At 71.5% G+C, this 19272-nt stretch carries 12 protein-coding genes and 2 pseudogenes; 11 read left to right on the forward strand and 3 right to left on the reverse strand.

The window, feature by feature from the left end:
• Positions 1-127: 127 nt before the first annotated feature.
• From mrcB to tsaB, 4 genes are all read left to right on the forward strand, one after another.
• Complete coding sequence (mrcB, locus tag E2170_RS10735) at positions 128-2524, forward strand: penicillin-binding protein 1B (RefSeq protein WP_133000642.1); 2397 nt, start codon at positions 128-130, stop codon at positions 2522-2524.
• An 11-nt stretch (positions 2525-2535) separates the two neighbouring features.
• A complete protein-coding gene (locus E2170_RS10740) occupies positions 2536-3072 on the forward strand; it encodes a hypothetical protein (RefSeq protein ID WP_133000643.1) in 537 nt (178 codons plus the stop codon).
• A gap of 91 nt (positions 3073-3163) precedes the next feature.
• Positions 3164-5257, forward strand: coding sequence for a DNA repair helicase YoaA (gene yoaA / locus E2170_RS10745; RefSeq protein WP_243708151.1), 2094 nt, complete (start codon positions 3164-3166; stop codon positions 5255-5257).
• A gap of 162 nt (positions 5258-5419) precedes the next feature.
• The gene (gene tsaB / locus E2170_RS10750) at positions 5420-6157 is read left to right on the forward strand and encodes a tRNA (adenosine(37)-N6)-threonylcarbamoyltransferase complex dimerization subunit type 1 TsaB (RefSeq protein WP_133000644.1); all 738 of its coding nucleotides are present in this window, start codon (positions 5420-5422) and stop codon (positions 6155-6157) included.
• Positions 6158-6161: 4 nt separating this feature from the next.
• Here the strand turns inward: tsaB and E2170_RS10755 are convergent, their stop codons facing one another.
• Together E2170_RS10755 and gshB are read right to left on the reverse strand one after the other, a co-directional pair.
• On the reverse strand, positions 6162-7034 hold the full coding sequence (locus E2170_RS10755; protein ID WP_133000645.1) for an energy transducer TonB: 873 nt from the start codon (positions 7032-7034) through the stop codon (positions 6162-6164).
• Positions 7035-7059: 25 nt separating this feature from the next.
• Entirely contained in the window at positions 7060-8019 is a 960-nt protein-coding gene (gene gshB / locus E2170_RS10760) for a glutathione synthase (protein ID WP_133000646.1), read from the reverse strand.
• A gap of 179 nt (positions 8020-8198) precedes the next feature.
• Here gshB and pilG point away from each other — a divergent pair, with 179 nt between their 5' ends.
• The 5 genes and pseudogenes from pilG to E2170_RS14250 form a co-directional block, all read left to right on the forward strand.
• Positions 8199-8600, forward strand: coding sequence for a twitching motility response regulator PilG (gene pilG, locus E2170_RS10765; protein ID WP_133000647.1), 402 nt, complete (start codon positions 8199-8201; stop codon positions 8598-8600).
• Between the two features lie 18 nt (positions 8601-8618).
• Positions 8619-8984: a response regulator gene (locus E2170_RS10770; RefSeq protein WP_133000648.1), complete on the forward strand. Its 366-nt coding sequence runs from the start codon at positions 8619-8621 to the stop codon at positions 8982-8984.
• A 79-nt stretch (positions 8985-9063) separates the two neighbouring features.
• Complete coding sequence (locus tag E2170_RS10775; RefSeq protein WP_243708185.1) at positions 9064-9576, forward strand: chemotaxis protein CheW; 513 nt, start codon at positions 9064-9066, stop codon at positions 9574-9576.
• Positions 9577-9606: 30 nt separating this feature from the next.
• Positions 9607-11628 carry a methyl-accepting chemotaxis protein gene (locus tag E2170_RS10780; protein ID WP_133000650.1) on the forward strand — a complete coding sequence of 674 codons (2022 nt, stop codon included), beginning with the start codon at positions 9607-9609 and terminating at the stop codon, positions 11626-11628.
• Between the two features lie 11 nt (positions 11629-11639).
• Positions 11640-13820 (forward strand): annotated as a pseudogene (locus tag E2170_RS14250) (FimL-related protein); the annotation flags it as partial.
• Between the two features lie 130 nt (positions 13821-13950).
• On the opposite strand, the gene E2170_RS14255 reads toward E2170_RS14250, so the two are convergent.
• A complete protein-coding gene (locus tag E2170_RS14255; protein WP_425477876.1) occupies positions 13951-15372 on the reverse strand; it encodes a pentapeptide repeat-containing protein in 1422 nt (473 codons plus the stop codon).
• 167 nt (positions 15373-15539) lie between these two features.
• On the opposite strand from E2170_RS14255, the pseudogene E2170_RS14260 reads away from it, so the two are divergent.
• A pseudogene (locus E2170_RS14260) lies at positions 15540-17831 on the forward strand (response regulator); the annotation flags it as partial.
• Positions 17824-19269: a chemotaxis protein CheB gene (locus tag E2170_RS10790; RefSeq protein ID WP_133000652.1), complete on the forward strand. Its 1446-nt coding sequence runs from the start codon at positions 17824-17826 to the stop codon at positions 19267-19269. The pseudogene E2170_RS14260 and the gene E2170_RS10790, both read left to right, overlap by 8 nt.
• The last annotated feature ends 3 nt before the right edge of the window (positions 19270-19272 follow it).

A 19272-nucleotide genomic window follows, 5' to 3' on the forward strand; every position in this document is an offset into this window, starting at 1 on the left:
GCTGAAGGGGGATCACGGGCGGCCTGGCCGATGGCGGGCGCTGGGCTAGACTCGCACGGACCCCCATTCTCGCATTCCTGCACCGCGCCGCGTCCCGGCGCCCCGCTTCCCTGGCCGCCGAGCCCACATGGCACGAATCGAATACGACGAAGACGATCACGACGATGCCGGCCCCGGCCGCGACTGGCGTCGCACGCTGCTGACCTGGGTGCTGGCCGCGGCCGGCCTGGGCCTCGGCTTCCTGATCCCCTACATGCTGTACCTGAACCACCAGGTCGGCGAGCGCTTCGGCCAGCTGCAGTGGCAGCTGCCGACGCGGGTCTACGCGCGCCCGCTGGCCCTGGCCCCCGGCACGGCGATGGATGCGCGCACCCTGAAGCTGGAGCTGGAAGCCGCCGGCTACCGCGAAGGCGACGGCCAGCGCCCCGGCACCTGGGCCGAGGCCGACGGCCGCTGGACCATAGCCAGCCGTGGCTTCACCGACGTCGCCGGCACAGTCCCGGCCAGCCGGGTGGAAGTGCGCCTGGCCCAGGGCGAGGTCGCGAAGCTCCGCGACCTGGTCGGCGACCGTGACGCCGAGGCCGTGCGCTTCGACCCCGCGCGCATCGCCACGCTCTACGGGCGGCAGCAGGAGGAGCGCCGGCTGGTGCGCGTGCAGGACGTGCCGCAGCAGCTCACCGACGCCCTGCAGGCGGTCGAGGACCGTGATTTCGCCCACCACCACGGCATCGACGTGCGCGGCATCGCGCGCGCGGCCTGGATCAACCTCAAGGCCGGCGAGGCGCGGCAGGGCGCCAGCACGCTGACTCAGCAGCTCGCGCGCAGCGGCCTGCTCGGCATCGGCCGCGAGCAGACCTGGACGCGCAAGATCAACGAGATCCTGTACGCGCTGATCATCGAAGCGCGCTACGGCAAGGGCGTGATCCTCGAGGCCTACCTCAACCAGGTCTACCTCGGGCAGCGCGGCAACCAGGCCATCCGCGGCGTCGCCGCCGGCTCGGAATACTGGTTCGGGCGCCGGCTCGACGACCTGTCCACCGAGCAGGTGGCGCTGATGGTCGGCATCATCCGCGGCCCCTCGCACTACGACCCGCGCCGCCATCCGGAGCGGGCGAAGTCGCGCCGCGACTTCGTGCTGGGCGAGATGCTGGAAACCGGCCTCATCGACCAGGCCGAGCATGACCGCGCCCTGGCCGCGCCGCTGGGCGTGACCAGCGCGCCGGGCAGCATCGCCGCCAACCGCTTCCCGGCCTATGTCGACCTGGTGCGCCGGCATCTCGCCAGCGACTACTCCGCCGACGAGCTGCAGGGCGCAGGCCTGGCGGTGATGACCGGCATGGCGCCCTCGGCGCAGGCCTATGCGGAGGCGGCGGTCACGAAGACCCTGGAATCGCTGGCCAGCGGCAAGCGGCCGGCGCTCGAGTCGGGCCTGGTGGTCACCAACGTCCACACCGGCGAAGTGGTGGCCGTGGTCGGCAGCCGCGACGTCGCCATGCCCGGCTTCAACCGCGCGGTGGAGGCGCAGCGGCCGGTGGGTTCGCTGCTCAAGCCCTTCGTCTACCTGCTGGCGCTGGCGCTGCCCGATCGCTACTCGCTGGCGTCGTGGGTGGACGACTCGCCGGTCACGGTGACCCTGCAGAACGGCAAGCGCTGGAACCCGGGCAACTCCGATGGCCGCAGCCACGGCACGGTGCGCCTGATCGACGCCCTGGCGCGTTCGTACAACCAGGCCACGGTGCGCGTGGGCATGGCGGTGCGCCCCGAGCGGCTGGCGAACCTGGTGCAGCAGCTCGCCGGCATCAAGGCCGAGGCCAATCCAGCGCTGATCCTGGGCTCGGTCGACCAGAGCCCGTATGCGATGGCCCAGCTCTACCAGTTCCTGGCCTCCGACGGCGAGATCCAGCCGCTGTACACCGTGCGCGGCGTGCTCGATTCCGAAGGCCGCGTGCTCAAGCGCTACGACAAGGCACCGCCACAGCCCGACGACGGCGACCGCACCGCGGCGCGGCTGGTGACCGTGGCCCTGCAGCACGCGGTCAGTTCCGGCACCGGGCGGCAACTGGTCAATGACGGCCTGGGCCGGCTCAATGCCGCAGGCAAGACCGGCACCAGCAACGACGGCCGCGACAGCTGGTTCGCCGGCTGGACCGGCGACCACCTGGCCGTGGTCTGGGTCGGCAACGACCAGAACGAGCAGACCGGCCTGTACGGCGCCACCGGCGCGATGCGCATCTGGTCGGCGATGTTCGCGCGCCTGCCCACCGCGCCGCTGCGGGTGCAGGCCAAGGGCCTGGAGTGGAGCTGGGTGGCCGGCGGCAACAGCACCGATGCCGACTGCGAGGGCGCGCGTCGCTTCGCCTTCGCCGAGGGCTTCGCGCCGCCGTGGCAACCCTGCGTGCGCGAACCGCCCCCGGAGGAGCAGTCCAGCGGCGGCTGGCGCGAATGGTTCGGCATCGGCCGCGGCCGCGATCCCGCCGCCCAGCCGCAGCCGTCCAGCCAGGAACCGCAGAACCCCCGTCGATGAGTCTTGACCGCATGAACCACCGTTTCCCCCACGCGCCGCGCCTTCCCGCCATCGCCCTCGTGCTGGCGCTCGCCGGCTGCGCCACGACCACGCCCGACGCGCCGACCGTGCCGCCGCTGACCTCGGCCACTCCCGCGCAGATGGTCGAGCACGTCCGCGCCGCCGCCGGCGACGGTGACGGTGAACTGGACGTGCAACCGCTGCGCGACAGCCAGGTCGAGGACCTGCGCCAGCGCGCCGAGCGGCTGCAGCAGCAGGGCCACCACGCCGATGCCGCCGCGGCGCTCGACCAGGCCATCGCGCTGGTCGCCGACGACCCGGCGCTGCTGCAGGAGCGCGCCGAGGCCGCCCTGTTCCTGGGCGAGTACGCGCAGGCCGGCGAGCTTGCCGAACGCGCCCTGGCCCTGGGCTCGGGCGTGGGCCCGCTGTGCCGCCGCCACCAGGCCACCCGCGAGCAGGTCAGCCTGGTGCAGGGCGATGCCGCGGGTGCCGCCGAGGCGAAGGCCGCGATCGAAGCCTGCCGGGTGGCGCGCCCGCCGCGCTGGTGACGCGCGGCGGGGTGTGGGCGACAAGCCTGACGACCGCATCCGCCATCCGACGACCCCGCCGGCCGCGGTTTGCGGCGATCATGGCGGCCTGATGAGCCTTCCCGAGTCCATGGCGGCCGAACCCGCCGTCCCGGTCGATCCTGCCCCCGGGCCGCTGCCGGCCGGTGCCGCGCGCGAGTGCGCGCTCGCGCGCGACAGCCGCGGGGCGCTGGCCGAAGGCGGCACCCTGTCCGGGGTGCTGCCCGGTTTCCGCCCGCGCCGCGCGCAGCAGGACCTCGCCGTCGCGGTCGCCTCCGCCTTCGAAGACCGCGCCGCCCTGCTGGCCGAGGCCGGTACCGGCACCGGCAAGACCTTCGCCTACCTGGTGCCCGCGCTGCTGTCGGGGCGCAAGACCATCGTCTCCACCGGCACCCGCGCGCTGCAGGACCAGCTCTACCACCGCGACCTGCCGCGCGTGCGCGATGCGCTCGGCAAGGGCCTGCGCACCGCGCTGCTGAAGGGCCGCGCCAACTACCTCTGCCGCCACCGGCTGGAGCGCGCGCGCGGCGAGAACCGCTTCCAGACCCCGGCCCAGGCCGAACACTTCCAGCGCATCGTCGCCTGGGGCGGGCGCACCCGCTTCGGCGACCTCGCCGAACTCGAGTCCCTGCCCGAGGATTCGCCGCTGCTGCCGATGGTTACTTCCACCGGCGACAACTGCCTGGGCAGCGAGTGCCCGTTCTGGGGCGAGTGCTTCGTGGTCCAGGCGCGGCAGCGCGCGCAGGAGGCCGACGTGGTGGTGGTCAACCACCATCTGCTGCTGGCCGACCTCGCGCTCAAACAGGAGGGTTTCGGCGAGATCCTGCCCGGCGCCGAGGCCTTCGTGGTGGACGAGGCCCACCAGCTGCCGGAGCTGGCGGCGCAGTTCTTCGGCGAAGGCCTGTCGGCACGGCCGCTGGTGGAGCTTTCGCGCGACGCCATTGCCGAGTGCCGTGGCGTCGACGGCGCGCTGGCCGCGTTGCAGGAGCCCGCCCGCGCGGTCGAGCAGGCCACGCGCCTGCTGCGCGCCGCGATGGACGTGCTGCCGGTGCGTGGGACCCGGCCGCAGCTGCTCGCGGTGCCTGAAGTGGCCGAGGGCCTGGACGCGCTGGCGGCCGCCCTGCTGGCACTGGCCGATGCCCTGGCGCCGCTGGCCGACGCCGCGCCGGGGCTGGAGGCCTGCCTGCTGCGTGCGCGCGACCATCGCGGTCGGCTGGAGCGCTGGCGTGACCTCGACGACGGCGGCCGCGACGCCGGACAGGACGACGAGGGCGAAGCCGGCGTGGCGGCGGGTGACTGCGACGGCGCCGAAGACGCCGCCCCCACGCGCGACGACGACGTGCGCTGGTACGAACTGTCCCCCCGGGGCTTCCGCCTGCAGCGCACTCCGCTCGATGTCTCGGGCCCCCTGCGCGTGCACCGCGAGCGTTCGCGCGCGGCCTGGGTGTTCACCTCGGCGACGCTGGCGGTCGAGGGCCGCTTCGACCACCTCTCGCGCCGGCTGGGCCTGGATGAGCCGCGGACCCTGCTCGTGCCCAGCCCCTTCGACTGGGCCAGCCAGGCGTTGTGCTACCTGCCGCCGGGCCTGCCGGAACCGTCCTCGCGCAGCTACACCGCCGCGATCGCGGATGCCGTGCGCCCGGTGCTGGAGGCCTCCGGCGGCCGCGCCTTCCTGCTGTTCGCCTCGCACCGGGCGCTGCGCGAAGCGGCGGAAACGCTGCGCGGTGGCCCCTGGCCGCTGTTCGTGCAGGGCGAGGCGCCGCGCCACGTGCTGCTGCAACGCTTCCGCGAGTCCGGCAACGGCGTTCTGCTGGGCGCGGCCAGCTTCCGCGAGGGCGTGGACGTGGCCGGCGGCGCGCTGAGCGTGGTGGTGATCGACAAGCTGCCCTTCGCCGCCCCCGACGATCCGGTGTTCGAGGCCCGGCTGGAGGCGATCCGCCGGGCCGGCGGCAATCCTTTCCGCGACGAGCAGGTGCCGCAGGCCGTGATCGCGCTCAAGCAGGGGGTGGGCCGCCTGATCCGCACCGAGACCGACCGCGGCGTGCTGGTGCTCTGCGACCCGCGCCTGCTCGGCAAGGGTTACGGCCGGCGCTTCCTCGACTCGCTGCCGCCGTTCCCGCGTACCCGCGAGGTCGCCGACGCCGTCGCATTCTTCGCAGCCGACTGACCTCGTTCAGCGGTAGCAGCAACCCCGATCCGTGGGAGCGGCTACAGCCGCGATCGGTGCTGCGGCACCCGCCATGGCTGCAAGGGATGCCCAGCCGGCATCCGTGCTGTCCGGCTCCCACTTCCGGGTACCCTGTCCCGTCCTCGACCCCCGCCGTCACCCATGCACCTGCTTGCCATCGAGACATCCACCGAAGCCTGCTCCGTCGCCGTGATGGTCGACGGCGAGGTGCGCGAACGCGTCGAGCTGGCGCCGCGGCGGCACGCGGAGCTGGCGCTGCCCTGGGCCGAGGCGCTGCTGGCCGAAGCCGGCCTGCGCCGCGGGGATCTTGACGCCATCGCCGTCGGCCGCGGCCCGGGCGCCTTCACCGGCGTGCGCCTGGGCATCTCGATCGCCCAGGGCATCGCGCTGGCGCTGGACCGTCCGCTGGTGCCGGTGTCGACGCTGGCCGTCCTCGCGCTCGGACGGGTGCGCGCGCTGGACGGCGGGGACGCCGCAGGCGGACTCGGGGGCGTAGGGGACATCCTTGCCGCCATCGATGCGCGCATGGGCGAGGTCTATGCCGGCGCCTTCGCGCGCGACGGCGACGGCGTGCGCGCGCTTTCGCCCGAAGTGGTGGTGGCGCCGGACGTGGTCGAACTGCCGCACGCAGGCCCTTGGCATGGGGCCGGGACCGGCTTCGCCGCAGCGGAAGGCGCGCTGGCCCGGCATCTCGGCGATCGCCTGGCCTCGGTCGATGCCGCTGCGCTGCCGCACGCCGCGGATCTCGCGCGCCTGGGCGCGCTCGCACTGGCCGCGGGCGGTGCGGTCGCACCGGAGCTGGTCGAACCAGCCTACCTGCGCAACAACGTCGCCCTGACCCTCGCCGAACAGGCCGCCGCGCGCGAGGGCCGCGGCTGAGCCCTCAGTCGTCGACCAGCTCGCCGCCGGGCAGGAAGTTCCAGGTGCGGGTGACGTGGAGGACGTCGATCTCCTCCTCGGTCCGCGGCAGTGGCGGGTAGGGCTCGGCCAGGCGGGCGATGCGCAGCGCGGCGTCGTCGAGCAGGCGGATGCCGCTGGACTGGATCACCTCGGCGCGCTCCACCGAGCCGTCGCGGCGGATGGCGACGCTGATCACCAGGGTGCCCGACAGCTGCCGGCGGCGCGCCTCGTCGGGGTAGTTCAGGTTGCCCACGCGCTCGACCCGGTCCACCCAGGCGCGCAGGTAGGTCGCATAGGCCCATTCCTGGGTGCTGGCGGAGACGAACTTGCGCTTGGGGCGCTTGGCGTAGCGCTCGGACTGCAGGTGGATCTCGGCGGCCAGGCGGGCCATGGCGAGGTCGCGCTCGATCTTCTCCGGCCCGCGCGGCAGCACGCGTTCCTCGACCTGCGGGGTGGCCTCGGGCGTGGGCACCGCTTCTTCGCCGCGGCGGCTGGCGACCACGCGCGCCTCGGGCGGCGGCGCCACGTCCGGCGACTGTGCGCGCGCAGCGCGCTGGGCGACCCCGGCTTCGTCCTGCGGCAGCTGCCCGGCCTGGGCGTCGCGCGGCCGCTTGCTGAGATCGTCCTCGCCGCCGCCCTGGTTGCTGGCCTGGGCGAGGAAGTCGGCCTGGGCCTGGGTCAGCGGGCTGGTGGTGCGGGTGAGGATCACGTCCAGCGTCGGCAGCACCGGCGCGGCGTCCTCAAGCGCGAAGCCGACGCCGAGCACCAGCATGCCGTGCAGCAGCACCGACAGCACCATGGTCGCGCCCAGGCGCTCGCGCTCGCCGACCCCGCCCGGTGCCGTCGCCGTGCTCACTCCAGATGTCCCGCCCGCGGCTGCATCAGGCGGCGGCGCCCGGTGCGCCGCGCTCGATGGCGTCGAACAGCAGGCCGGCGATGTTCAGCCCGAACTGCGCGTCGAGCTCGCGGATGCATGTCGGGCTGGTGACGTTGACCTCGGTCAGCCAGTCGCCGATCACGTCCAGGCCGACGAAGCGCATGCCGCGCCTGACCATCTCCGGGCCTACCTGCGAGGCGATCCAGCGATCGCGATCACTGAGCGGGCGCCCTTCGCCGCGGCCGCCGGCGGCGAGGTTGCCGCGGAACTCGTCGCCCTGCGGGATGCGCGCCAGGCAGTAGTCCACCGGCACGCCGTCGATCAGCAGGATGCGCTTGTCGCCCTCGCTGATCTCCGGCAGGTAGCGCTGGGCCATGGCCAGGTGGCGGCCGCCGCCGGTCAGCGTCTCCAGGATCACGTTGAGGTTCGCTTCGCCGGCCGCGGCGCGGAAGATCGAGCGCCCGCCCATGCCGTCCAGCGGCTTCAGCACCGCCTGGCCGTGCTCGGCGACGAAGGCCTTGAGCGCGGCGGCCTCGCGGCTGACCAGGGTCGGCGGGCAGCACTGCGGGAACAGCAGGGCCGCGAGCTTCTCGTTCAGGTCGCGCAGGCCGCGCGGGTCGTTGACCACGTTGGCGCCGGCCAGGCGCGCCATGTCGAGGATCTGGGTGTCGTGGATATAGTCGGCGTCGACCGGGGGGTCGGTGCGCATCAGCACCACGTCGCCGGTCGTGAACTCGCGATGTGACGCAGTTCCCAGTTCGAACCAGCTTGAGGCGTCGTCGCGGACCTCGAGCGGCGCGGCCAGGGCGCGCGGGCGGCCCCCGTCCATCGACAGTCCGCCCGGTACAACGTAGTGCAGCCGATGGCCGCGGCGCTGTGCCTCGAGGAGCATGGCGAAGGTCGAGTCCTTCGCGATCTTGATCGACCCGATCGGATCCATCACGACGACGACATCAAGCGGCATATGGGCCATCCACGGCAGTTAGTGACAAATGTTATCAGCTGGCATCGGCCCCGGGCGCCGATAACCTGATCGCTTGCGCAGAACGCTGGAAATCGTGCTTGACACCGCAGCAGCGGGCTGCAAGATAGGGCGCTCGCAATGGGCCGCGAAGTGTAGGCCACATGCACCGGGGAGACACGATGACGCAGGACCAAAGCCGCGCCGGCAATCTCGACGGCCTGCGCGTGATGGTGATCGATGACTCGAAGACCATCCGCCGCACTGCAGAGACCCTGCTGCGTCGCGAAGGCGCAGACGTGGTCACTGCCACCGATGGCTTCGAAGCGCTGGCCAAGATCGCCGACCAGCGGCCGCAGATCATCTTCGTCGACATCATGATGCCGCGCCTGGATGGCTACCAGACCTGCGCGCTGATCAAGAACAACCAGCTGTTCAAGCAGACGCCGGTGATCATGCTGTCCTCGAAGGACGGCCTGTTCGACAAGGCGCGCGGCCGCATCGTCGGCTCCGAGCAGTACGTCACCAAACCTTTCACGCGCGAGGAACTCCTCGACGCGATCCGAACGCACGTCAACGCCTGACCGGGGGGACAGGTACACATGGCAAAAATCCTGTTGATCGAGGATTCGCCGACAGACACCGCGGTGCTGACCCAGCTCCTGGAGCGCAACGGGCACGAGGTGCTGTCCCGTTCCAACGCCGAGGACGGCATCGAGACCGCGCGCGCCGAGCTGCCCGACCTCGTCCTGATGGACGTGGTGCTGCCCGGCATGAACGGCTTCCAGGCCACCCGCGCGCTGTCCCGCGACGCCGCCACCTCCGCCATCCCGGTGCTGATCGTGAGCACCAAGGGCATGGAGACCGACAAGGCCTGGGGCATGCGCCAGGGCGCCCGGGGCTACGTGGTCAAGCCGCCGGTCGAGTCCGACCTCGTCGAGCGCATCAACGCGCTGCTGGGCGGCTGAAGTGGGCAAGCGCAACGCCCATCGGCGATCCGCGCAGGCGCAGGCGCCATCGCACGCGGGGCCGGAACAGCCGTTCGACGTGCTGGCCGGCTTCGAGGAGCGCAGCCTCGCGCACGTGGTCGGCCTGCCCGAGCAGCTCGATGCACCGGGCCTGTGGCGCGGCGTCGGCTACCGCGTGGGTTCGCACCTGCTGGCCTCCGGCTTCGACGAGGTGCTGGAGATCCTGCCGCTCCCGCAGCTGACCCCGGTGCCCGGCGCGCAGTCGTGGATGCTCGGCGTGGCCAACATCCGCGGCACCCTGCTGCCGGTCGTCGACCTGCGCCTGTTCCTCGAGGGCGAGCGCACGGTGATCCACGAGGGGCAGCGCGTGCTCGTGGTCCGGCAGCCCGGCGGCAACGTCGCGGTGACCATCGACGAGCTCTTCGGCCAGCGCAGCTTCCTCGAGGAGCAGCAGTCGGCCCACGAAGCCATTGCGGAAGGCCGCTATTCCGGCTTCATCGACCGCGCCTACAAGGTGGGCGGCCATGCCTGGGGCGTGTTCAGCCTCGACCGGCTGTCCCGCACTCCCGAATTCAGACAAGCAGCGGCCTGATGCCGCAACAGACAGGCCAGAGGTAAACCCATGAGCAACGTCATCGACAACGAGACCGGCAAGGGCCGGACCATCGGCGCCAAGGTCTGGATCTGGCTGCTGGTGGTCTCGCTGGCCATATTCGCAGGCAACACCATCTACGCCATGACGAAGGCGTCGCGCCTGGGTGGCGCCAGCACGGCCGCCTCGGCCCTGCAGGTGAACTCGCAGCGGCTGGCCAACCAGGGCCGGGAGGCGGTCGACGGCAGCACCGAGTCCTACGCGGCGTTCAAGGCCACCAAGGCCGCCATCGACAGCGATATCGCGCAGCTGGTCAACAACTTCGGCGGCACCGCCGACGTCGCCGGCGAGATCCGCACCGTCGCCGCGACCTGGGAGCCGCTGGCGGCCAACGCCGAGCAGGTGATCGCCAGCGAAGGCGCGGTCGTGGCCTTCGCCGGCAACGCCCAGCGCTTCACCCAGGGCGTGCCGCAGCTGCAGGCACAGCTCGACGAGGTGGTGCGCGCGATGTCGGCCAGCGGTTCGCCGTCGTCGCAGATCTACATCGCCCTGCGCGAGGTGGTGCTGGCCTCGACCATGGCGCGCCGCGTCACCGAGATCCAGGCCGGCGGTGCCGGCGCCTCCGTGGCCGGCGACGCGCTGGCCCGCGACGCGGGCGTGTTCGAGCAGGTGCTTACCGGCCTGCGTTCGGGCGACGAGGCGATGAACGTGCAGCCGCTGTCGAACTCCGCCGCGCTGGCCGCGCTGGCCCAGGCGAACTCGCAGTGGGAGGAAATGAAGAAGGACCTGGACGCGATCCTGTCCAGCTCCCAGAACCTCTTCAGCGCGCAGTCCGCGTCGGCGTCGCTGACCACCGGCTCCGACAAGCTGCTTTCCGACAGCGAGTCGCTGTTCCAGGCCCTTACCGCCTTCGGTTCGCTGAAGGACACCTCGATCCTCGGCAACATCTGGATCTCGATCGCCTTCCTCGTGCTCGCCGCCGCCGCCCTGGTCGGCCTGATGCGCGAACTCAGCCGCGACCGCCGCGAGCGCTACGAAACCACGATGGAGCTCAACAACCGCAACCAGGAGGCGATCATGCGCCTGCTGGACGAAATGGGCTCGCTCGCGGAAGGCGACCTGACGGTCAAGGCGACGGTGACCGAGGACATGACCGGCGCCATCGCGGACTCGATCAACTTCGCCGTCGAGCAGCTGCGCAGCCTGGTGCAGACCATCAACGACACCTCGGTGCAGGTCGCGTCCAGCGCCCAGGAGACGCAGGCCACCGCCATGCACCTGGCCGAGGCCGCCGAGCACCAGGCGCAGGAGATCAACTCCGCCTCCGACCGCATCAACGAGATGGCGCAGTCCATCAACCAGGTGTCGCGCAACTCCGCCGAATCCGCGGACGTGGCGCAGCGCTCGGTGCAGATCGCGACCAAGGGCGCGGGCGTGGTGCGCGAGACGATCGCCGGCATGGACTCGATCCGCGGCCAGATCCAGGAAACCTCCAAGCGCATCAAGCGCCTGGGCGAGAGCTCGCAGGAGATCGGCTCGATCGTTGAACTGATCAACGACATCTCGGAACAGACCAACATCCTCGCGCTGAACGCGGCCATCCAGGCGGCGTCGGCGGGCGAGGCGGGCCGCGGCTTCGCGGTCGTGGCCGACGAAGTGCAGCGACTCGCCGAACGCGCTTCCAACGCGACCAAGCGAATCGAAACCCTCGTCGAGACCATCCAGGCCGATACCAACGAGGCCGTCAGCTCGATGGAGCAGACGACCTCCGAGGTGGTCGCCGGTGCGCGCCTGGCCGAGGACGCCGGTACCGCGCTGGGCGAGATCGAAAACGTGTCGACCAGCCTCGCGGCGCTGATTGAAGGCATCTCCAGCGCCTCGCAGCAGCAGTCCGCCGCGGCGTCGAACATCACCGAGACGATGAACACCATCCAGTCGATCACCGCGCAGACCTCGCAGGGTGCCAACCAGACCGCTGCGTCGATTGGAAACCTGGCGCAACTCGCGGCCGACCTTCGTCGCTCGGTCGCCGACTTCAAGCTGCCGGCCTGAAGCGCAGACCGATGACCGCATTGCGCGACGCGATCGACTACACCACGCTCGGCTGGGTCAAGCCGGAGCTCGACGAGACCCTGCGCCAGGCGCGGATCGAGATCGAGGACTTCGCCGCCGACCCCACCGACACCAGCCGCATGCGCTTCTGCGCGGGCTACCTGCACCAGGTGCAGGGCACGCTGCGCATGGTCGAGCTGTATGCGCCGGCGATGGTGGCCGAGGAAATGGAGCGGCTGGCCCAGGCGCTGCAGGAAGGCGCCGTGGCCGACCGCGACAGCGCCTGCGCGATGCTGATGCGCGGCGTGGTGCTGCTTCCCGACTACCTGGAGCGCCTGCAGAGCGGGCACAAGGACATCCCGATCGTCCTGTTGCCGCTGCTCAACGACCTGCGCGCCGCGCGCGGTGAAGCGGGGCTGTCGGAAAGCGTGCTGTTCGCGCCCGACCTGCAGCGTCCGTTGCCGGGCGACCTGGCGCCGGCCGCAGTCGCCAACGACCCGGCCCCGGTCCGCAACGCGCGCGCACAGCCGCTGCTCGCCGACCTGCGTGCCGCGATGGGTGCCTGGCCCGAGGGCGGCGCGCCCGCCGACGCCGCTGCCCTGGCATCGGCGCTCGACGCCCTGCTGCCGCACGTCGAGGCCGAACAGGCCCGCCGCATGCTGTGGGTAGCCTCGTCGGTGGCCACGGCCGTGGCCGATGGCGCGGTGGACGCGACGCCGGCGCTGCGCCAGGCCTTCGGCAGCGTCGAGCGCGAATCGCGTCGCCTGTTCGAAGACGACGGCTTCGGGGTCCCGCGCGCGGAGTCCGCGCTCGAGCCGACCCGACAGCTGCTGTACCACGTCGCACACGCCAGCACCGACCATGCCGCGCTGCGCGCGCTGCACGACACCTTCGACCTGCAGCAGCAGCTGCCGACCGATTCCGAGATCAGCCACGCCCAGGGCAGCATGAGCGGCCGCAACCGCGCGCTGCTCGACACCGTGGCCGCCGCGGTCAAGGAAGACCTGCTCCGGGTCAAGGACGCGCTCGACCTGCACCTGCGCACGGGCGAATCCGACCTGTCGCGGCTCTCGCCGCAGGTCGAGGCCCTGGGTCGCGTCGCCGACACCCTGGGCATGCTCGGCCTGGGCGTGGCCCGTGGCGTGGTGGACCAGCAGCGCACGGCCATGGCCGACATCGTCGACGGCCGCAAGCCCGCCGACGAGGGCGCGTTGCTCGACGTCGCCGGCGCGCTGCTCTATGTCGATGCCACCCTCGACGACCAGGTCGCGCGCCTTGGCGCCAGCGACCAGGACGCGCCCGAGCAGGGCGACCTCGCCGCCGGCGAGGCCGGGAAGGTGCTCGACGTGCTCGCGCGCGAGGCGATCGCCAACTTCGCCGACGCCCGGCAGGCCTTCGTGGCCTTCATCGAGACCGGCTGGGACCACGGCGAGCTCGCCGAGGTGCCGCGTCTGCTGCGCGAGGTGTCTGGTGCGCTGCAGATGCTCGAACTGCCGCAGCCAGCGGCCTACCTGACCGGCGTCCGTCGCTACATCGAGGATGAGCTGATCGGCAGCCGCCGCGTGCCCAACGGCCGCCAGCTCGACACCTTCGCCGACGCGCTGGCAAGCCTTGAGTACTACCTTGAGGCGCTGCGCGAGAACCGCTTCAACCGCGACGAGATCCTCGACGTCAGCCGCCACAGCCTGGAAAGCCTGGGCTACTGGCCGCTGCCGGCCGAGCGCCTGCCGGAACAGGCCCCGCTGGCGGCCGAAGCGCCGCCGCCACCGCCGGTGGTGAGCGAGGCCGACATCGAACGCACGGTGGCCGCGCTGATCGACCGCGGCGGCGCCGATGCCGCCACCGCGCCGGAGCCGTCCGCCGAGGCTCCCGCAGCGCCTGCGCCCTCGGGGCAGGACGGTTTCGAGATCACCGGCGACGAGATCGACGACGAGATCCGCGAGGTCTTCCTCGAGGAGTTCGCCGAGGAGATCGACAACCTCGACCAGCTGCTGCCGCTGTGGCGTGCACAGCCGGAGGACCTGGAGCGCCTGCGCCCGATCCGCCGCGTGTTCCACACCCTGAAGGGCAGCGGCCGCCTGGTCGGCGCGCGCACCCTGGGCGAGTTCAGCTGGAAGGTCGAGAACATGCTCAACCGCGTGCTCGATGGCACGCGTCCGGCGAGCCCCGCCGTGGTCGCCATGGTCGACCAGGCGTTCTACACCCTGCCGCAGCTGCAGGCGGCCCTGCGCGGCGACGGTGCCGTGCAGGCGGACCTGCAGCGCATGCATGCCTCCGCGGACCGCATCGCCGACGGCGACGAGGGCATGCCGGAGGAGGTTGTCAGTCTCGCAACGGTGGCGCCAACGGCGCCGATGGCGCCAGCGCCCGTCGAGCCGGATGCTCCCATGCCGGTCGAGGCGTTCGCCACACCGGTCGAGACACCCACCGAGCCGGTGGCCGACGCCACGACGGATGCGGAGGCGGCGCAGCTGGACATGGTGCCGGCCTCGGTCGACGCCCTGCTTCTGGAGATCCTCGACGCGGAGGTCGCCGGCCACCTGGTGACCGTCGATGCATGGGTGACCCGTGCGTCCGCGGGACAGGCGCAGGCCTCCGAGGAACTGCTGCGTGCGCTGCACACGATGAACGGCGCCTTCGCCATGACCGAGCTGCCGACGGTCGCGCAGGCGCTGACCCCCGGCGAAGGCTACGTGCGGCGCATGGTCGCTGCCGGCAGCCCGGCCTCGTCCGAAGGCGTGGCTGCCATTGGCGAGCTCGCCACCGTGGCACGCGCCGCGATTGCCGGCCTGCAGTCGGCGACCCCGCAGGTTCCTGTGGCCGCGGCACTGGCTGCGCGCCTGGTGGCGCTGCGCGACGGCCTGCCGGAGCCGGCTCCGATGGACTTCGCCGCGCTGGCGGGCGAGGACGCGGGTGAAGAACCGGTTGCCGCGCTGGAAGCCGCGACGCCGGAACTGGTCGATGTCGACATGACCGCATACGCCGGCTTCGTCGGCGCGGGCGACGTGGATGGTGGAAACGCCGAGCGTCTCGAAGCGGAGCGTGTTGAAGCCGAGCGTCTTGAGGCTGAGCGTGTTGAGGCTGAGCGTGTTGAGGCTGAGCGTCTCGAAGCCGAACGCGTTGAAGCAGAACGGGTCGAAGCCGAGCGCCTCGAAGCGGAACGCGTTGAAGCAGAACGTCTCGAAGCCGAGCGCCTGGAAGCGGAGCGTGTTGAGGCTGAACGTTTCGAAGCCGAGCGCCTCGAAGCGGAGCGTGTTGAAGCAGAACGTCTCGAGGCCGAGCGTCTTGAAGCGGAGCGTGTTGAAGCAGAACGTCTCGAAGCCGAGCGCCTCGAGGCGGAACGCGTTGAAGCAGAGCGTCTCGAGACCGAGCGTCTTGAAGCGGAGCGTGTCGAAGCCGAGCGCCTCGAAGCGGAACGCGTTGAAGCAGAACGTCTCGAAGCCGAACGCGTTGAAGCCGAGCGTATTGAACTGGCTGAACTGGAAGCACAGATCCTGGAGCTGGAGCGTCTGGAGGCCGAGCGTCTCGAAGCAGAGCGCCTGGAAACCGAACGTGCCGAAGCCGAGCGTCTGGAGGCCGAACGTCTGGAAGCCGAGCGTGCCGAAGCCGAGCGTCTCGAGGCCGAGCGCCTGGAAGCCGAGCGTGCCGAAGCCGAACGCCTCGAAGCCGAACGCCTCGAAGCCGAACGCGCAGAAGCCGAACGCGCAGAAGCCGAACGCGCAGAAGCCGAACGTCTCGAAACAGAGCGCCTCGATGCCGAGCGCGCCGAAGCCGAACGCCTCGCCCACGAACGCATGGAGCAGGATCGCGCCGTCGCCGCGGCCAGCGCCGCGATGCTGGCCGCCATCCCGACCGACGAGGATCCCGACGCCGAGTTCGACTTCACTGGCCTGGATGCCGAACTGGTCGACATCTTCGTGGAGGAAGGGCGCGACCTGCTCGACCACTCCGACGGCCTGCTCGCCAACCTCCGGGAATCCGCCGACGACCGCGAATCCCTGGTGGGCCTGCAGCGCGACCTGCATACCCTCAAGGGCGGCGCGCGCATGGCGGGCCTGTTCGCGATCGGCGAACTCGGGCACTCCATGGAGTCGCTGCTGGAAGGAGTGTCGGAGCAGCGCTTCGACCTCGCCCGCAGCGACGTTCCGCTGCTGGAGCGCGGTTTCGATCGCCTCCATGCCATGCTCACCCGCGTCGGCGAACGTCGCGCGATCAGTCCCTCGCAGGCCCTGATCGACGCGTTCGACACCCGGGCCCGCGGCGAGGACCTGACGCCCGAGGCGATCGCCTCGCCCGGCGCGCGCGTGCCGGCGCCGAAGGTCGAGCTTGCGCCGCTCACCGCGCCGATCAGCGACGCGCCCCTGGTCGACGACGACGACATCGCCATCCGCGCGCCGCAGGAACAGGTGCGCATTCGCGCCGACCTGCTCGACCGCCTGGTCAACTACGCCGGTGAGGTCGCCATCTATCGCGCCCGCCTGGAGCAGCAGCTCGGTGCCTTCCGCGGCGCGATGGGCGAGATGGAGCAGACGAACATGCGTCTGCGCGACCAGCTCCGCCGCCTCGACATCGAGACCGAAGCGCAGATCATCGCCCGCTACCAGCGCGAGCAGGAAACCGCGGACGCGACCTTCGATCCACTCGAGCTCGACCGCTTCTCGACCCTGCAGCAGCTTTCGCGCGCGCTGGCGGAGTCCGCGGCCGACCTTTCGAGCCTGCAGGGCACGCTCGACGACCTGACCCGCCAGTACGAAACCCTGCTGCTGCAGCAGTCGCGCGTCAGCTCCGACCTGCAGGAAGGCCTCATGCGCACGCGCATGGTGCCCTTCGACTCGCTGGTGCCGCGCCTGCGCCGCGTGGTCCGCCAGGCCGCGTCGGAGACCGGCAAGCACGCCCAGCTCAAGCTCGACGGCGCCCAGGGCGAACTCGACCGCAACGTGCTCGAGCGCATGACCGCGCCGCTGGAGCACATGCTCCGCAACGCGGTGGCCCACGGTCTCGAGAAGCCGGGCCAGCGTCGCGATGCCGGCAAGGCCGACGAAGGCTCGGTGCGCATCGCGGTCCGCCGCGAAGGTTCCGAAGTCGTGCTGGAGGTCGCCGACGACGGCGCTGGCCTGGACCGGGAGGCGATCCGTCGCCGCGGCATCGAGCGCGGCCTGATTCGCGACGACGCGGTGCTGGCCGACAGCGACCTGGACACCCTGATCTTCCAGCCTGGCTTCTCCACCGCCGACGAAGTCAGTCGCCTGGCTGGCCGCGGCGTCGGCATGGACGTGGTCGCCAGCGAAGTCCGCCAGCTCGGCGGCGCGCTCGACATCGCCACCGAGCGCGGCAGGGGCACCACCTTCACCATGCGCCTGCCGCAGACACTGGCGGTGACCCAGGCGGTGTTCGTCAAGATCGGCGAAACCAGCTTCGCGGTGCCGATCGCCTCGGTTCGTGGCGTGGGCCGTATCGCGCGCGAGGATTTCGAGAAGGAAGCCGCGAGCTATTCCTACGGCGGCGAAGACTATGCCGTGCATGACCTCGGTGGTCTGGTCGGCCATGCCGCCGCCCGCGCCGAGGGCCACCTGCAGATGCCGCTGCTGCTGATCCGCTCCGGCGACCTGCGCGTGGCGGTGGCCGTGGACCAGATCATGGGCAACCGCGAGATCGTGGTGAAGCCGGTCGGCCCGCAGGTCGCGTCGGTGCCGGGCATCTTCGGCGCCACCATCATGGGTGACGGCAGCGTGGTCGTGATCCTGGACGTCGCGCCGCTGGTGCGCCGCCAGCAGGTCGCCGTGCCGCGCGATGCCGCGCCGGTGGAGCAGTCGGAGCAGCGCCGGGTGCCCCTGGTCATGGTGGTCGACGACTCGATCACCATGCGCAAGGTCACCGGTCGCGTGCTGGAGCGCAACAACTTCGAGGTCTCGACCGCGAAGGACGGCATCGACGCGCTGGAGCGCATGGTCGAGCGCGTGCCCGACCTCATGCTGCTCGACATCGAGATGCCGCGGATGGACGGTTACGAGCTTGCGACCGCGATGAAGGCCGACCCGCGCCTGCGCAACGTCCCGATCATCATGATCACCTCGCGTACCGGCGAGAAGCACCGCCAGCGCGCCTTCGACATCGGCGTGGAGCGCTACCTGGGCAAGCCGTACCAGGAGAACGAACTCCTGCGCAACGTCAACGACCTGCTGAAGACCGCGCGCCATGGCTGAGCAGGCTGCCAATCCGGTGCGGGTGCTGCTGCTGGCGCGCGCGGGCGAAGCGCGCCAGCGCCTGGAGTCGGCCCTGGCCGACGCGGGCGCCGACCTTGTGCGTTCGGTCGACCCGTCCGAAGGCGATCCCGGCGATATCCTCGCGCTGCGGCCCGGTGCGGTACTGGTCGCACTCGAACCGGCGATCGAGGATGCGCTGGAACGCTACGACGCGCTGCTGTCGGACCCCGCCGTGCTGGTGATGTTCGACGAGGCCGAGGTCGCCGCATCCCGCGACGGCTGGGACGCCGCGCGCTGGGCGCGCCACCTGGCTGCCAAGCTCAATGGCCATCAGGATGTGCTGCCGCCGGGCACCGAATCCTCGGATGCCGTGCACCCTGAACCGGGCGCGCTGCCCGAACGCGACTTCGATCCGGGAAGCGTGGACTTCACCGCGATGGCCGGCGCCGCGCAGGACCTCGCCGCCGAAGTGCCGCGTGGCGAATCCTTCGATGCGGCGCCGGAATCGATGGACGACCCGCAGGAACCGCCTGCTGGCCTGCTGGCCGCCGAGGACATGGACTGGTCGTCGTCCGCAGACAGCGAAGAAGGCAGCCTGGCGGACGATCCAGCCCTGGCCGAACTGCTTGCGTCCTCGACCGCCGCGCTCCAGGGCGACGACGACGCGCCGCCCCCGGTGGCGGACCTGGAAGACATGTCCCTGGCCGAGGACGACTCCCCGCTGGCCACGCGCAGCGACACCGGCGCGATCGACCTGGAAGCGCTCGACGCGCGTCTGTCCGGCCTTTCGCTGGTCGACGACGATGCTCCGATCACGAGCCGCGAACCCGCGGCCGAAGTCGATCCCGGTGCCTTCGAGTCCCGTCTGGACGGCCTGTCCCTGGCCGATCCCGACAGCTATGGCCACGGCCAGCTGCGCGGCGCAGTGGTCGTCGAAGCGGGGTTGGGCGGTCCCGACGCGGTCCGCCAGCTCCTGGCCGGCCTGGGCGAAGCCTTCCCGCGCGCGGTGCTGGTGCGCCTGCAGCTCGACGGCGGCCGCTACGAGCGCCTGGTGCAGCAGATGCAGCGCGCCAGCCAGCTCCCGGTGGCGCTGGCCGAAGCCGACGGCGTGGCCGCGGGCGGGACGGTGTACTTCCTGCCGCCCGACGTCGCGCTGGTTGAAGAGCGCTCGAAGCTGCGGTTCGCGATCGCCGGTGAAGGCAGTCGTTCCGACTACGATTCGCTGGTCGCCACGGACAGCGCCCTGGTGTTCCTGAGCGGTGCCGACGCCGGCCACGTCGACAGCGCGCTGGCGCTGGCCGCGGCCGGTGCGCTGGTGCTCGCACAGGCACCCGACAGCTGCTACGACGCCGCGGCGGTCAATGCGCTGGTGGGGCGCGGTGCGGTGACAGCCGAACCCGGCGACCTGGCCCAGGCCCTGATCGACCGCTGGCCCTGACGA

This window comes from Luteimonas arsenica, assembly GCF_004352825.1.
Classification (GTDB): Bacteria; Pseudomonadota; Gammaproteobacteria; order Xanthomonadales; family Xanthomonadaceae; genus Luteimonas; species Luteimonas arsenica.

What these genes read in the sequence shown, in the direction of transcription:
- tsaB (WP_133000644.1), top strand. Translation starts at nt 5,420, where the DNA reads ATGCACCTGCTTGCCATCGAGACATCCACCGAAGCCTGCTCCGTCGCC.
- gshB (WP_133000646.1), bottom strand. Translation starts at nt 8,019, where the DNA reads ATGCCGCTTGATGTCGTCGTCGTGATGGATCCGATCGGGTCGATCAAG.
- yoaA (WP_243708151.1), top strand. Translation starts at nt 3,164, where the DNA reads ATGAGCCTTCCCGAGTCCATGGCGGCCGAACCCGCCGTCCCGGTCGAT.
- E2170_RS10770 (WP_133000648.1), top strand. Translation starts at nt 8,619, where the DNA reads ATGGCAAAAATCCTGTTGATCGAGGATTCGCCGACAGACACCGCGGTG.
- E2170_RS10790 (WP_133000652.1), top strand. Translation starts at nt 17,824, where the DNA reads ATGGCTGAGCAGGCTGCCAATCCGGTGCGGGTGCTGCTGCTGGCGCGC.
- mrcB (WP_133000642.1), top strand. Translation starts at nt 128, where the DNA reads ATGGCACGAATCGAATACGACGAAGACGATCACGACGATGCCGGCCCC.
- E2170_RS10780 (WP_133000650.1), top strand. Translation starts at nt 9,607, where the DNA reads ATGAGCAACGTCATCGACAACGAGACCGGCAAGGGCCGGACCATCGGC.
- pilG (WP_133000647.1), top strand. Translation starts at nt 8,199, where the DNA reads ATGACGCAGGACCAAAGCCGCGCCGGCAATCTCGACGGCCTGCGCGTG.
- E2170_RS10740 (WP_133000643.1), top strand. Translation starts at nt 2,536, where the DNA reads ATGAACCACCGTTTCCCCCACGCGCCGCGCCTTCCCGCCATCGCCCTC.